Here is a 13,812-nt window from a genome sequence, read left to right on the forward strand (position 1 = left end):
GCCAAGCCAGGGGATCAGCAGTGGACGCCAGCCCGAGGGATCACGCCGCGACGGACGCCACGTCCGCCGTCTCCGCGGTCCCGGTCTCCGGACCGCTCGAACCCGCCCACTCCGCCGCCGAGATCGCCGCGGCCTGGCGCCGGGAACGACCGGGCACACCGACCGGGTCGATCGAGATCGTCACCCCCATCTGGCAGTTGGCCAAGCTCTTCGCGGACGACCGCAACCGGGCCCTCCGACAGGCGGGAATCGACGCGGCCACCCTGGACCTCCTGTCCGTCATCCGCCGCTCCGGGCCGCCTTACGCGCTCACCACCCGCGAACTCACCCACCGCACCCTCGTGACCGCCGGGGCGATCTCGCAACGCGTCGCCCGGGCCGAACGCGAGGGACTCGTCGCACGCACACCCGGCACCACGGGCCGGCGAGCCGTACTGGTCACCCTCACCCCCGAAGGCCACGCCCTCATCGAACGCTCCGTCGACACGGTCCTCGGCCGCGAGGCCACCCTCGTCGAGGGCCTCACGGACACCGAACGCGCCACGCTCACCGCCCTCCTGGCCAAACTGACCACCGACGTGCGCGACCGCACGGCACGCACGGAATCCTGAACGGGTTCGGACCGCACCGGACCGCACCGGACCGCACTGGAGGGCGACGGAGGCGGCGGAAAGCGACCGAGGCGGCGGACGAGCCGGCTTCAGACGGAGAAGCCGGTGACCTTCCGAGGCGTCACCCGGACGATGAGCCGGAGCACTTCGTCCGACTCGGGCGGCGGGTTCTCGCCGAGGTACTTCTGGGAGAGCTCGCGCGACAGCGACTTCTCCCGGTCCTCGATCAGCTCGACGGTGCCGCGGATGTCCACGGACCGGTAGGGGTTCGCCGTATCGAAGACCGTGAGGCTGATCCGCGGGTCGCGGGCGAGGTTACGCGCCTTCTGGCGGCCCGCCGTGGTGGAGAACAGCACCGCGTCGCCGTCCCTCGCGATCCAGACCACCGAGGTCTGCGGCGCGCCGTCCCGCCCCAGCGTCGCGATGGTGGCGAAGTTCCTCCCGTCCAGCAGCTTGCGCGTCTCCTCGTCGAATGCCACTGACACGGCTTCACCCTTCTGTCGAGCGTTCGTGATCGATTCCTTGCGCAGAACAGACGCGGGGGCCGAATCCTTCCTGCCCTCCCACATGAACACGGCAGTGTGAACTCGGTTGACAGTCACCAGGACTGTGAAATGATGCGGATACACAGAAGCGCGTGACGACACGTCAGGCACCTGTGCGGCCGCGCCCTGTTCACCACCCGAATACGGAGATAGAGACGTGAACCGACTTCCTCGCCTCGCCGCGGCGGTGGCCGCCGCCGCGCTCGTCGTGACCGCCGCAGGTGCGGCCGTGGCCGATGACGGCCCCGGGCGGTCCGCCCTGACGGCACGCAAGAAGCTCGCGCGGGCGCTGCCCGGTGACGCGCCGCACTTCCCACTGGAGGTCGTCGACGGGAGCGGCAAGGACTTCACCTACATGTGGGGCGTGGAGGGCAAGTTGGAGCCCCGCATGGACGGGCTCCTGGATCTGCCGAAGCTGCGGGCGGCGACGCAGGTGGACAGTGACGCGGACAACTACTACGACGGGGACGCGTACTACCTCACCACCGACGGCAAGGTGATCCTCGACAAGCCGCTGGACGGGGTGCGGCGCCAGGTCGCGTCCGGCTGGGGCGCGTACGACACGTTCTTCTCGCCGGGAGACCTGGGCGGGGCGAAGCAGCCGGACATCCTGGCCCGGGACGGGCAGGGGGTGCTCTGGCTCTACCTGGCCAAGGCGGACGGCTCGCTCACCGGCAAGAAGAAGGTGGGGCCGGGCTGGGGGCAGTACACGCAGATCACCGGCAAGGGCGACCTGACGGGCGACGGGAAGACGGACATCGTCGCCCGCGACAAGGACGGAGTGCTCTGGCTCTACAAGGGCACGGGCGACTGGACCAAGCCGTTCGCGGGCCGGACGAGGATCGGCGGCGGCTGGAACCAGTTCAACCTGCTGCACGGCGCCGGCGACACGGACTTCGACGGGCGTACGGACCTGGTGGCCCGCGACAAGTCCGGGGCGCTGTGGCGCTACAAGGGCACCGGCAAGGCGTCCGCGCCCTTCGCGGCCAAGGAGAAGATAGGCAACTCCGGCTGGAACCAGTACCGGATCGTCTACTGACCCCACGAACCAGGGGGCAGGCCGGCGCCGACGTACATCAGGAGGGGAACGTCGGCTCCGGCTTGCCCCCGACTCGGGCCCGGCACGGGGCTCGGGACTCGGGCTCGGACCCGGCACGGGGCTCGGGACTCGGACCCGGCACGGGGCTCGGGACTCGGACCCGGCACGGGGCTCGGGACTCGGACCCGGCACGGGGCTCGGGACTCGGACCCGGCTCGGGACTCGCCGGGTCTCTCAACCCCGGCCCATGTGCCGCAGGTAGGCCGCGCGGTTGAGCGGGTCGCCGTCCGTCCGGGTCCGGACCGGCGGGGTTCCGGGGCAGGGCAGGTCGTCGGTGGGGGCCGACCACCAGAGCCCCTCGCCCCGGGACAGCGCCGGAAGGCGCCGCTCCACCGCCGCCACCCGCCGCACCGGGATGGTGCCCTTGACCAGCCAGGTACCACGGCCGGGCACCGTGTCCCGAACCCGGGCCCCCTGCTCGGCGAGGAGTCCCGTCACGGCGCTCAGCGCGTCGGCGGGCACCTCCGCCTCGTAGGCGTGGCACGGCTCGTACACCCGGGTGCCGGCCTCGTCGAGGGCGCGCATCAGGACAAGGGGGGTGAGCGACCGGAAGTCCGTCCCGGTGCTCACCGGGCTGGCGTAGCCGGAGTGGGTGAGGGTGACGACGCAGTCGGTGACCGGCCAGCCGTACAGGCCCTGTTGGAGGGTGCGGCGCACGGTCTCCTCGATGGCGCGGTCGAAACCGAGGGGGATCGCGCCGAGTTCCGTCTCCCGGCGGAACGCGACGCCGGAGCCGGGGGCGCCGGGATCCACCCGGAGCCCGATCGTCGCCCAGAAGGCGGGCGTCCGGTGGCGGTCGATGCCCTCGTAGGCGGCACCGCTCCCGGTGGGGCGTTCGCGGAAGACCGTGCGGCTCTCCTCGAAGACGGCCTCGATCCCGAACTCCTCGCCGAGGGTGGCCGCGATGATCTCTTTCTGGACCTCGCCGTAGAGCAGAAGGGAGGTTCCGGCACCGTCCGGCAGGGGGCGGGTGCCGATCAGCGGGTCCTGGTCGGCGAGCGCGGCCAGCGCGGCGTAGAGGCGTGGGGCGTCCTCCGGGCGCCGGGGCCGGACGACGGTCTCCAGGCTCGGCGGGGCGAACCGCGGCACCACGCCCCCGTCTCCCGTCGCGTCGTCGGACGCGGGCGTGGGCCCGAGCCGGTCGCCGACGCGGACGCCGGGCAGGCCGCGGAGCCGGGCGATCCCGCCGGGGGTCAGCCGATGGTCGGCGCCGGGCGGCGCTCCGACGACCTCAAGTGCCGTGATGCGGACGGTGAGTTCGCCGGCGGTGCCGTCGGGGCCGTGCCGGTGCAGGGTGACGCGGTCGCGGCGGTGCAGGGTGCCGGAGAAGAGGCGGAGGTACGCGGTCTTCTCGCCGTTCACGCCTCGCTCGACCGCGAACACGGTGCCGACGGGGGCGGTGGACGCGGCGAGTCCGGCGGACGCGTGGCCCTCGGCGCTCCGCTCCGAGGCATTCCGCTCCAGGGCTCCCCGGCCGGGGAGCCAGTGCGCGATGCCGTCGAGGAGGGCCGCCACGCCCTGCCCCGAGTGGGCGGAACCGAAGTAGAGGGGGTGCAGCAGGCCGCGCGCCGTGTGGTCGGCGAGGCCGGACCGGAGCCGTCCGGCGTCGGGGACGCGGTCCTCGACGAGGTCGGCGAGCAGCGCGTCGTCGTCCTCCGCCAGTGCTTCGGCGACGCGTTCGCGGAAGGCGGGGTCGTCGAAGGAGCCGGGCAGCGTGCGGGCGTCCCGGGTGCCGATGGCGTGGACGGTGTTCATGGGGACGATGCGCGGCGTGAGGCGTGTCCGGATCGCGGACAGCGTCTCGGCCTCGCACGCCCCCGTCCGGTCGATCTTGTTGACGAAGACCAGGGTGGGCAGCCCCAGCCGGCGCAGGGTCCTCATCAGCACCCGGGTCTGCGCCTGCACCCCCTCGACGGCGGACAGCACGAGCACCGCCCCGTCGAGCACGCCGAGGGCGCGTTCCACCTCGGCGATGAAGTCGCTGTGGCCAGGGGTGTCGATGAGGTTGACGTGGAGACCGTCGATGGTGAACGAGGCCACGGCGGAGCGGATGGTGATGCCGCGCCGGCGCTCGATCTCACCGGAGTCGGTACGGGTGGTGCCGGCGTCGACGCTGCCGAGCCGGTCAATGGCGCCGGTGTCGAACAGCAGGCGCTCGGTGAGGCTGGTCTTACCGGCGTCGACGTGCGCCAGGATGCCGATGTTCAGAAAGCCCCGGGCAGTCGGGGCCGGGCTGGAGGTGCGCATCAGGGGAGAAGTCCTCGGGAACGGTCGTCCGGTCAGGGCGCTGGATGTCTCCGAGGGCCTGGCGCATCGTCCGGTCGTCTCCCTTGTGCGGCGTGGCTGTGCGCGATGTGGTGCGCGATGTGGTGCGCGCGGGCCATGGTGCCAGGGGCAGGCATGGCGCGCGAGGGATTTTCCCCTCCGCCGCCCGGACGGCGGGCGTCGGCGTCCGCCACCGCCCGCCGGAACGGCCTGGTCAACGGGCGGGCGAGGCGAGGGGGCGGCGATCTTCGCAGCACTCCCGGCCGAAGTCCACCCCGAGCTTTGTGAATTGGTTCACACCGGCCTCTTGGCCGGGCCCGGTTCCGCGTGCTGTGATCGGAGCAGGCTTGGCTTCCAGCTCGACGGCGCGCTTGGGGAGGGCACTGTGGCGGATACCGCCATGCGGAATTCTGGCTTGACGGAACCATGGGGACCACAGGGGCCGAGCCCGCAGGACGGACCGCTGGAGCGCGCGGTGTGGCGGCTCCGTTCGCGGGCCTGCTGGGAGGACGCCGCCGAGCTGATCGCCCCGCGCGCGGCGACGGACCCGGGCGCCGCGCGGTGGCGCACTGCCGTACTGATCGAGCGCTGCGTGTTCACCGCCGAGGGCTGGAGCGCCGCCGAGGACGCGCTGCGCGGCGCGGAGGCGCTGGCCGCGGACGACGAGGAGCGCGGCGCGGCGGCCTGTGAACGGGGTCATCTCGCCTACCTGTCCACCCTTTTGGGGGTACGCGACCGGGCGGACGAGGCACGTTCCGCTCTGGGGCGCGCGGCGGCACTGCTCGCGCCCCACTCCCCCGGCCGCCCCCTGCTCGACTTCCGCCGCGGTCTGATCGCCCAGCACCTCTCGGACAACCCGTCCGACGCAACAGCGGCCTTCCGGCGGGCCCACGCGGGCGCGACCGAACACGGCCACCGGCTGCTGCTCTCGTTCACCTGGCGGCACCTGGCGGCCATGGCGGAGCACGACGGCCGCACCGCCGACGCCCGGCACGGCTACACCGAGTCGCTGCGCATCCGCGAGGAGCTGGGCTACCTGGTGGGGATCGCGCCGGCCCTCGTCTCGCTCGCCGCCGTCCTCCCGGACCCGGCCGAGGCGACCCGGCTGCGCGAGGAGGCGGGCCGGCTGGTCAGGCTGCTGGGCGGAGTCCCGTCCTGGCTGGCGGACCGGCTTCCCCCGCGCCCGACGGCGGCGGCGGACGCGGCGGAGACGGCGGAGGCACCGGGCAGCGCGGCGGCCGGCTGAGCGCTCCTGGCGGGCGGGTTCAGTGCGCGGCCCCCGTGTAGTGGCCGCGGAGCAGGGCCTCGACGGCCGGCAGGTCGCGGGCGGCAAGCGCGTCGAGCAGGGCGACGTGCTCGGCCGCGTCGGCGACGAGGTCCTCCGTGCGCCGGACCGGGCCGTCGGGGGTCGGCCACTGCGCGCGCCGGTGGAGCTCGTCGGTGACGGTGACGAGCTGGCGGTTGCCGCCGAGGCCGAGCAGGGCGCGGTGGAAGGCGCGGTCGGCCTCGGCGTAGGCGGCGCGGTCCCCGCCCCGGGCGACGGTCTCCGCCGTCTCGGCGAGCGGCAGCAGTTCCCGCCAGCGGGCCGCGGGCAGCGTACAGGCCAGCCGGAGCAGGACGGGCACCTCCAGCAGGCCGCGGACCTCGGCGAGTTCGGCCAGGTCGCGGGCGGACCGGCTGGTGACCCGGAAGCCCCGGTTGGGCACGGCCTCGACCGCGCCCTCGGCGACCAGCTGCTGCATCGCCTCCCGGACCGGCGTCGCCGAAACCCCGAACCGCTCGGCCAGCGCGGGGCCCGAGTAGACCTCACCGGGTATGAGCTCACCGCTGACCAGGGCCTTGCGCAGGGCGTCGAGGACCTGGCCGCGGACGGAGTAGCGCGTCGGCATACGCCGGGCCGCCACACCGACACCGGCACTCACGCCGACACCGGCACCCACACCGGCCGCCGGCGCACCGGCCCCGTACGCGTGCGCGTGCCCTCCATGACCGGAGGCACCGCGACCGTACTCACCGCGCTCGGCGTGCTCACCGCGCTGGACGGTCTCACCGCGCTGAAGGTGCTCACCGTGCTGAAAGTGCTCGCAACGGTCGCCGTGCACATGCTCGCCGCGCGCCCCGGCGCCCTCGGTGAGCGGTACGCGCGCGGGCGCGGGCGCGGCGGCGCGCGGGTACGGCACCGCCGGGTGGGGTCTGCCCTGCTCCATGAGAGGTCCTCCTATGTCTCATTCGAACCATAGGCGGAGGATCCGACGGCTCAAACCCCGATCGTCACGAAGTAAGGCCCGACCGTCTCGGAACAGAGGATGTCCGGGTCCGCCCCCCGGCCGACCGGCCGGTGACGCGGCAGCCGACACGAGCACCACACGACACCCTTCGTATCACCCGACCGAGCACAAGCTGATCATCTCCAATCCACTCGAACGGGTGGATTGATTAGAACCCAATTCCCGTCGCGCAGCAGGGCGTTCGAAGCAATACACACCTATCCGTATGTCCTTGGCGTCCATTGGCGGCGAGTTGCCCGGAAACCGCTTGGCGCCCTGGCCGATTCCGTCAGGATGGCGCGCGAAAGGCCGGTACCGCGATGCAAGGGACGCAAGATGAGAGTGACCGACATACCGCTGAATTGGGTTTTGCCCAGTGCCGTGGCCCTCGCCGGAGCCGTGGTGGCGGTGACGGTGTTCTCCCGGGGCCGCCACGGCGGTCCGGAGGACGCGACGGCCACGGATTCCTGGGAACGCACCGAGGAACGCAGGAGGCGCAAGGAGGCGCTGTACGGCAGCGCGTCCTACGTCCTCCTCTTCTGCTGCGCGGCGGTGGCCGCCGCCCTCTCCTTCCATGGTCTGGTCGGCTTCGGACGGCAGAACCTGGGCCTGACGGACGGCTGGGAGTACCTGGTGCCCTTCGGGCTCGACGGCGCCGCCATGTTCTGCTCGGTCCTGGCCGTCCGCGAGGCCAGCCACGGCGACGCGGCGCTCGGCTCCCGCATGCTCGTGTGGACGTTCGCGGGCGCCGCCGCCTGGTTCAACTGGGTGCACGCGCCGCGCGGCATGGACCACGCGGGAGCCCCGCAGTTCTTCGCCGGCATGTCGCTGTCGGCCGCGGTCCTCTTCGACCGCGCGCTCAAGCAGACCCGCCGGGCCGCCCTGCGCGAACAGGGCCTGGTCCCCCGCCCGCTGCCGCAGATCCGGATGGTCCGCTGGCTGCGGGCGCCGCGCGAGACGTTCGGCGCCTGGTCGCTGATGCTGCTCGAAGGCGTACGGACGCTGGACGAGGCCGTGGACGAGGTACGCGAGGACAAGCGGCAGCGCCGCCAGCACCGGCTGCGCCGCCGGGAGGCCGGCAAGTTGGAACGCGCGCGGCTGAAGGCGTACAACCGGCAGCACCGCGTGCTGTGGGGGCGCGCCCGCGGCGGGCGGCAGGTGGAGGTGACGGCGGTGCCGGCGGCACCCCAGCCGGCGCAGATCGGCTCGCAGTCCGGAGCGGAGCCTTCCATAACCGAGCAGGAGCAGCTCCCCGCACGCGGCCGGCCGCTCCAGGCCGTGAACACGGCGGGCGCGGCGGGCACGGGGGGCCCAGGGGGCGCCACAAGCAACACCGCAGGCCACTCCGGCCCCATCGACCTCACCGCCGAGGACGACACCCAGCCCATCCGGCGGCTCGACTCCCTGGAGGAGAAACTGGCACGCATCGAGCGGCAGTTCGGCTGACCCGTTCGCTCCGGGCGCGTACACCGGCTCGGAGCGGACGGGCGGCGTCGCGTCACCCTTTCCGCCCGTTCCTTCGGGCCGTCCCTCACCGCCCTTCGTCGGCGCCCCTCGTCAGCGCTCCTCGTCACCGCCCTTCGTCAGCGCTCCTCCGCCGCCAGCTCGAACCACACCGTCTTGCCCGTGCCGTGCGTCCGGACTCCCCAGGCGTCGGCCAGGGCCTGGACGAGCAGCAGACCACGCCCGGAGGTCGCCGCGCCCTCGTCGGCGCACCGGCCCCCGTCCGTCCGCACCCCGCCCTCCCGGGCCGGTGGCCCGGCGTCGGACGCGCGGAGCACCGGGCGCCGGGGCAGCGTGTCCCGCACCTCCACGCGCAGCAGCCCCTTGACGACGGCCGACGGGCCAACGCCGAGCACGGCCGTCACCACCGCGCCGCCGTCGGTGTGCACCAGGGCGTTGGTCACGAGCTCGCTCGTCAGCAGCTCGGCGGTCTCCGCCCGGCCGGGCGCGCCCCAGTGGACCAGGAACCGGCGCAGCCCCGCCCGTACCCCCGCGACCGCCGCCAGATCGTCGCGCCCGAGCCGTCTTTCCCAGGAGGGCTCGCTCTCCCCGCCGTTCACCTCGTTCCGAGCCGTGACGCCCGCGGACCCTTCCCGACCTTCGCGGTTCCCCGCGCCCAACCAGTGTGCAGTCCGCCGCTTCATCTCCGTTCGCCCCGACCCCTCCCCGGCGCCCCGGCATCGAACAGGCTCACGGCAAATGCATGCCCCGCCTGCACAGAAACGACTCCTGTTGAGTCATCAACTTGAGTATCGACATAGCGATGCGGTGGAAATGCGAGAACCTCTCGCGCGCACGGCACCGGCGGAACGCGCCGGTGGCGCGCCGGAATTCGATCTCCGGACAGGGCCACCGGAGACCGAAGGGAAAGGCCGCCCTCCCGTGCTCTCCTACGCCTCCCAGATCGCGGCGGCCGTACGGTCGTCCGCGTACCCCTTGACACGCAGCTGCGCGTCGGACAGGAACTCGGCCAGCCCCGGCGGCTGCGCGCGCGTGCCCCACCGCTCGGCGAGGGCGTCGGCCAACGCCGGCTCCCCGCGCAGGGGTTCGGCGAGGCCGGCGCTGCAGAGCAGCAGGGCGTCACCGGGCCGGGCGACCGCGGCCCGGAACCGGAAGGGTTCGGTCGGCACCTCCTCGGGGTCGATCACGGGGGTCGTGCCGGGGGTGGGGATGCCCAGGTCGACGGTGATGCGGTCGTCGCACAGCGCGTCGCCGCCGGGGCCGTCGGCCCCCTGATCGGCGCCGGCCGGGCGCGGCGCCGGGTCGAGGTCCTGCCAGGCGCCCTCGCGGAGCCGGAACAGCCCGCCGCCGCCCACACCGAAGAACACGCGGGTGCGGCACCGGGGATCGGCCGGCAGCAGCAGGCAGCGCAGGGCGGCGGTGTACTCGGCGGGCGGCAGGCCGAGTTCGGCGGCGCGGGTGCGGAGGCGGCCGTACGACCGGTCGGTGAGCCGGTGCAGCCCGGAGCGCAGTTCCCCGCGCCGGCCGGCCCGGATGTCCTCCCCCAGCCGGGCGTGGCTGCGCCCGACCGCGCTGCCCAGCCAGGCGCAGATGTCCCGCGCCGCCCGGTGCGCGCCCTCGGCCGCGCGGGCGCCGCTCGCCACCGCGACGAGCAGCACCGCCCCGTCCCCGCTCCCGAACCGGGCGGTCAGCAGCGCGTCCCGCCGCGGCTCGCCGCGGTAGCGCGCGGAGTCGCCGCGCAGGGAGACGGCCCGCAGCGTCATGGCACCGTACCGGGCGCCGTCGAGGACGGTGTCGGGTACGAGGTCCTCCAGCCCGCCCGGGTCCGCGGCGGGCCAGGCGGTCGGCTCGGCCTCGTAGGTCGGCGGCCCCTGGCCGACGTATTCCTGCGCCCGCGGCCGGACGCCTTCCCGGTGCCGCGGCCGGGGCACCTGCGGCACCACGGCGGCCTCCAGCGACGCGGCCGACTCGCACGCCATCGGAGGATCCGACGCGAAGGCCCCGAAGGTGCCGGACGCATCCGGGGTCGCGGGGGGATCGGAGGCGTCCGACGGCCCCGACGCCTCCGCCACTTCCGGCGGGCCGGCGGCGATGTGGGGTGTGGGGACATGGGGAAAGGTGTGGACTTCGGGAACCCGGGGCGCGCCGATGAGCGCGGAGAGGTCGGGGAGGGTGGGGAGTTCGGGACGGGCAGGGTGATCGGGGCGAGCGGGGTGAGCGGGGCCGGTGGTGCGAGAGGTGACTTGGGGGCGAGAGCTGACTTCGGATCCCCCGGAGGATTCGGGCAGCGCGGGAACGTCAGCCCGCGCGGAGCGGCCGGACATCGTGGAACCGCCAGATGTCGTGGAACCGCCGGACCTCGCGGAGCCGCCGGGCGTCGTGGGGGCGCCGGGCCTCGTGGGAGAGCCGGACCTCGCCGAGGCGTCCGGTCGGGCGGAGGTCCCGGGTTGAGCATGGGCTCCCGGCTGGGCGAAGGTTCCCGGCTGGGAAGGGCCTTCCGGCCCAGCGGAGACCTCCCGCCGAGCGGAGGTCCCCCGCCGAGGGGAGGCCACCGGCCGATCAAGAGCTTCCGCTTCAGCGGAGACGTCCCGTCCGGCGGATACCGCGCGCCCGGCGGAGACATCTCGCCGGGCGCGACCGTCCGACCCAGCGGAAGCGAAGGCACCGGACCGGTGCGCGGCATCCGGACCGGCCGGGACGTCCGGTCGGGAGGAAGCGTCCAGCCCGGCGGAGTCGTCCCGCCGGGCAAAGCCCTCCGACCCGTCGGAAGTCTCCGGCCGGGCGAAGGCCCCCGACCGACTCGCGGCATCCGAACCGGCAAAGTCATCCGGGAAGCCTTCCGGCTCACCGGAAGCCTCAAGCTCGGTAGCGGCGTCCCGCCGGGGCGAAGCTCCCGGTCCGGCGGAGACACCCGGCCCATTGGCGGCTTCCGGTCGCTCCAAGCCTTCGGGCCCAGCGGACGTCTCCGGCCGATCAGGGGCACCCGGCCCGCCGGAAACACCCCGCCGAGCGGAAACGTCCGGCTGAGCAAAGCCACCTGGCGATCCAACGAAGGCATCCGAACGGTTCCGCCCGGCCGGTCCAGCGGAGGCACCCCGCCGCCGGGAAACTTCCGGCCCGTCAGAGGCAGCCGACCGGTTGAGGGCCTCTTGACCGGCCAAGCCTTCCGGCCCGGAGGACGCGTCCGGCCGATCAAGGGCACCTGGCCCACTGGAAACACCCCGCCGAGCGGAAATCTCCGCCTGAGCAAAGGCATCCAGCGATCCAGCGAAGGCATCCGAACGGTTCCGGCCGGCCGGTCCGGCGGAGGCACCCCGCCGCCGGGAAGCTTCCGGCCCGTCAGAGGCGGCCGGCCGGTTGCCGGCCTTCTGACCGGCCAAACCTTCCGATCCGGTGGACGCCTCCGGCCAGTCAGGGACGCCCGACCCGGTGAAGTCGTCCCGTCGCGCGGGAAACTCCGGCCCGGCGGAAGCAGCCGGCCGGTCGGGGACCTTCTGACCAGGCGAGCCTTCCGGTCGGGTGGCGGCGTCCGGGCCGCCGGTGGAGGGTTCCGGTCGCCGGGTAGTGGGTGCGGGGCCGGGGCTGTCGGGGCGGGGCGGGGTTCCGTTCGGATCGGGGAGCGGTGCGGGACGCCTGTTGCCGCCGGTGGGACGGCGTGCGGGGGCTTCACGCCGTCCCGTGCCGTCGCGTCGTCCGGTTCCGCCGCTCATCGGTTCCCGCGCGTCCGGTGTGCGCGGGCCGTCGACCGCCGCGCCGCCGGAGGCCCGTGCGGGCCCGGGGGTGTCGGGTGTGCCGGAAGCGAAGCCGTCGGCGGCCGCTCCCGGCCGGTTTCCGCCCCTTGGCGGCCGGTCGGCGGGGGCGCTCGATCCTTCGGAACGGCCGGTCGCGTCGGGACGGTTGGCGGCGAAGGGCTGACGGCTCGCCGACTTCGACCGGTCGGGGCGGCCCGGGGGGTCCGTACGACGGGAGTGGTGCGGGCCGTCCGGCCGGTCGGCCGTCTCTCGTCGCCCGCCGCCCCGGCGTGGGTCGCTCCCCCCGGCCCGGCCGCCCGTCCCGGGCCGTTCCTCCCTCCCGGAGCGGCCGTCCCCCCGGTCCGGAACCTCGGGCCCCGGCGTCGCGGAGGAAGGCGTGCGGCCCGGCGCCGCGGTCCCCGGCCGGGCGCCGCGCGGCGGTGCGTTGAGGTCCCAGCGGGAGGCCGCGGACGGCGGTGGTGGTGGCGGGGGTGGAGGTGGTGGAGGAGGAGGCGGGGGTGGCGGGGTGCCGCGGAGTGGGCCCGCCAGGTCGGGGAGCGGGGGCAGCCGGGAGGGGTCCGGGAGTCCGCCGGCCCGGGAGACCGACCAGGCCGCGCGGGCCGGCAGCCCGCTCGGCGGGGGCGCGCCGCGGGCCGGACGGCCCGGCGGGCGGGTGGAGCCCTGGGGCGGCGGGTCGCCGCCGACGACGGCCGCGGCGGAAGCGAACCGGTCGTCGAGGCTGTCCTCCTCGGCGGCGGCGCGCGGACCCTCCGTGGTCCGGCCGTACAACTCCGCCCACCAGGCGTCCTCTTGTCCCTGATCCCCCAGCTGACTCATGCCCTTATTGTCCACACTGCTGGGCATACGGGAAGAGTGCACGAGGGGCCCCACGCGGCGATGATGGCGGGAGTCGCAACACGGTCGTGGGGAGGGGTGTCACGTGCCCGGTGCCATAGGTCCGGCCGCCGTCGGGGACCTGGAACGCGGAAGAGCCGCAGGACAGCGCAGGCAGGAGCGGTCGGAGGGCCGGTCGGGCGGCCCCGGTGCGGCGGTCGAGGCGGTGACCGGCGCGGCGGCCGTCGCCGACCGTCTGACGGGGCTGCGACGGCGGGCCGTCGAAGAAGTGTGCGCACTGGTCAAGGACCGCCCCTGGGTTGACATCGGCTGTCCCTGGGTTGACACGGGCACCGGACACCCCGTCCGGCGCGAACACCCCGTCCGGCACCGCACGGTCGTGGACCGCGCGGGGAGCGCCGTCCCGGTCCCCGTCCCCACCCACCCGGGAGCCGGTACGCACCAGGTCCGGATCGCCGACCGCGTACCGGCCGAACTCTTCCTCGCGGACCGGAGGGAGGCGCTCCTTGTCCTCCCCTCCGGCAGCGCGGGCCCCGCGGCGCTCGTCGTCGGCGACGGGGAACTGCTGGACTCGCTGGTTGCTCTGTTCGAGACCGTCTGGCACGAGGCCCGCCCGCTGCCGCCCGTCGAGGACGCTCCTTTACCGCTACCGTCCGCCTCCGATGTCTCCGCTGTCTCCGACGTCCCCGACGCCACGGACCTGGCGGTCCTGTCGCTGCTGCTGTCGGGCCTGACCGACGCGAGCGTCGCCAAGCAACTGGGGCTGGGGTTGCGGACGGTGCAGCGGCGGGTGAAGCGGCTCATGGAACTGGCCGGGGTGACGACCCGGCTCCAGCTCGGCTGGAAGGCGGCGGAGCGGGGCTGGACGACGGGAGGGCCGGCGAGGGCGACGGCGGCGCAGTGGCGGCCGACGGCGGCGCGGAGCTGAGGAGGGAGGGCGCCCCAGGCGGGCGCCCTTGACATCCCGGCAGTCAC

At 74.4% G+C, this 13,812-nt stretch carries 11 protein-coding genes; 6 read left to right on the plus strand and 5 right to left on the minus strand.

The annotated features are described in order from the left end of the window. Positions 1 to 20: 20 nt before the first annotated feature. Entirely contained in the window at positions 21 to 611 is a 591-nt protein-coding gene (locus tag K7I03_RS06885) for a MarR family winged helix-turn-helix transcriptional regulator (RefSeq protein WP_185944043.1), read from the plus strand. Positions 612 to 700: 89 nt separating this feature from the next. Here K7I03_RS06885 and K7I03_RS06890 read toward each other — a convergent pair whose 3' ends face one another. After that, positions 701 to 1,096: a PPOX class F420-dependent oxidoreductase gene (locus tag K7I03_RS06890; RefSeq protein ID WP_185944042.1), complete on the minus strand. Its 396-nt coding sequence runs from the start codon at positions 1,094 to 1,096 to the stop codon at positions 701 to 703. 217 nt (positions 1,097 to 1,313) lie between these two features. Between K7I03_RS06890 and K7I03_RS06895 the strand changes: the two genes are divergently transcribed. Then, on the plus strand, positions 1,314 to 2,195 hold the full coding sequence (locus K7I03_RS06895) for an FG-GAP repeat domain-containing protein (RefSeq protein ID WP_185944041.1): 882 nt from the start codon (positions 1,314 to 1,316) through the stop codon (positions 2,193 to 2,195). Between the two features lie 234 nt (positions 2,196 to 2,429). On the opposite strand, the gene K7I03_RS06900 is transcribed toward K7I03_RS06895, so the two are convergent. Beyond that, entirely contained in the window at positions 2,430 to 4,502 is a 2,073-nt protein-coding gene (locus K7I03_RS06900) for an elongation factor G (RefSeq protein WP_185944040.1), read from the minus strand. Positions 4,503 to 4,920: 418 nt separating this feature from the next. On the opposite strand from K7I03_RS06900, the gene K7I03_RS06905 reads away from it, so the two are divergent. After that, positions 4,921 to 5,766, plus strand: a complete 846-nt coding sequence (locus tag K7I03_RS06905; RefSeq protein WP_185944039.1) for a hypothetical protein — start codon at positions 4,921 to 4,923, stop codon at positions 5,764 to 5,766. A 19-nt stretch (positions 5,767 to 5,785) separates the two neighbouring features. Here the strand turns inward: K7I03_RS06905 and K7I03_RS06910 are convergent, their stop codons facing one another. Then, complete coding sequence (locus K7I03_RS06910) at positions 5,786 to 6,622, minus strand: GntR family transcriptional regulator (protein WP_224347401.1); 837 nt, start codon at positions 6,620 to 6,622, stop codon at positions 5,786 to 5,788. On the opposite strand from K7I03_RS06910, the gene K7I03_RS06915 reads away from it, so the two are divergent. After that, positions 6,506 to 6,760: a hypothetical protein gene (locus K7I03_RS06915; protein ID WP_224347757.1), complete on the plus strand. Its 255-nt coding sequence runs from the start codon at positions 6,506 to 6,508 to the stop codon at positions 6,758 to 6,760. The two genes, K7I03_RS06910 and K7I03_RS06915, sit on opposite strands and share 117 nt — an antisense overlap. Positions 6,761 to 7,123: 363 nt before the next feature. Further along, positions 7,124 to 8,233 carry a DUF2637 domain-containing protein gene (locus tag K7I03_RS06920; protein ID WP_185944037.1) on the plus strand — a complete coding sequence of 370 codons (1,110 nt, stop codon included), beginning with the start codon at positions 7,124 to 7,126 and terminating at the stop codon, positions 8,231 to 8,233. A gap of 137 nt (positions 8,234 to 8,370) precedes the next feature. Here K7I03_RS06920 and K7I03_RS06925 read toward each other — a convergent pair whose 3' ends face one another. Both K7I03_RS06925 and K7I03_RS06930 read right to left on the minus strand, forming a co-directional pair. Continuing rightward, positions 8,371 to 8,850, minus strand: a complete 480-nt coding sequence (locus K7I03_RS06925; RefSeq protein ID WP_224346933.1) for an ATP-binding protein — start codon at positions 8,848 to 8,850, stop codon at positions 8,371 to 8,373. A gap of 330 nt (positions 8,851 to 9,180) precedes the next feature. Beyond that, positions 9,181 to 10,230, minus strand: a complete 1,050-nt coding sequence (locus tag K7I03_RS06930; RefSeq protein WP_398856710.1) for a protein phosphatase 2C domain-containing protein — start codon at positions 10,228 to 10,230, stop codon at positions 9,181 to 9,183. Between the two features lie 2,692 nt (positions 10,231 to 12,922). Here K7I03_RS06930 and K7I03_RS06935 point away from each other — a divergent pair. Then, on the plus strand, positions 12,923 to 13,765 hold the full coding sequence (locus tag K7I03_RS06935; RefSeq protein WP_185944034.1) for a helix-turn-helix transcriptional regulator: 843 nt from the start codon (positions 12,923 to 12,925) through the stop codon (positions 13,763 to 13,765). Positions 13,766 to 13,812 lie beyond the last annotated feature (47 nt).

Source organism: Streptomyces mobaraensis (assembly GCF_020099395.1).
Lineage (GTDB): Bacteria > Actinomycetota > Actinomycetes > Streptomycetales > Streptomycetaceae > Streptomyces.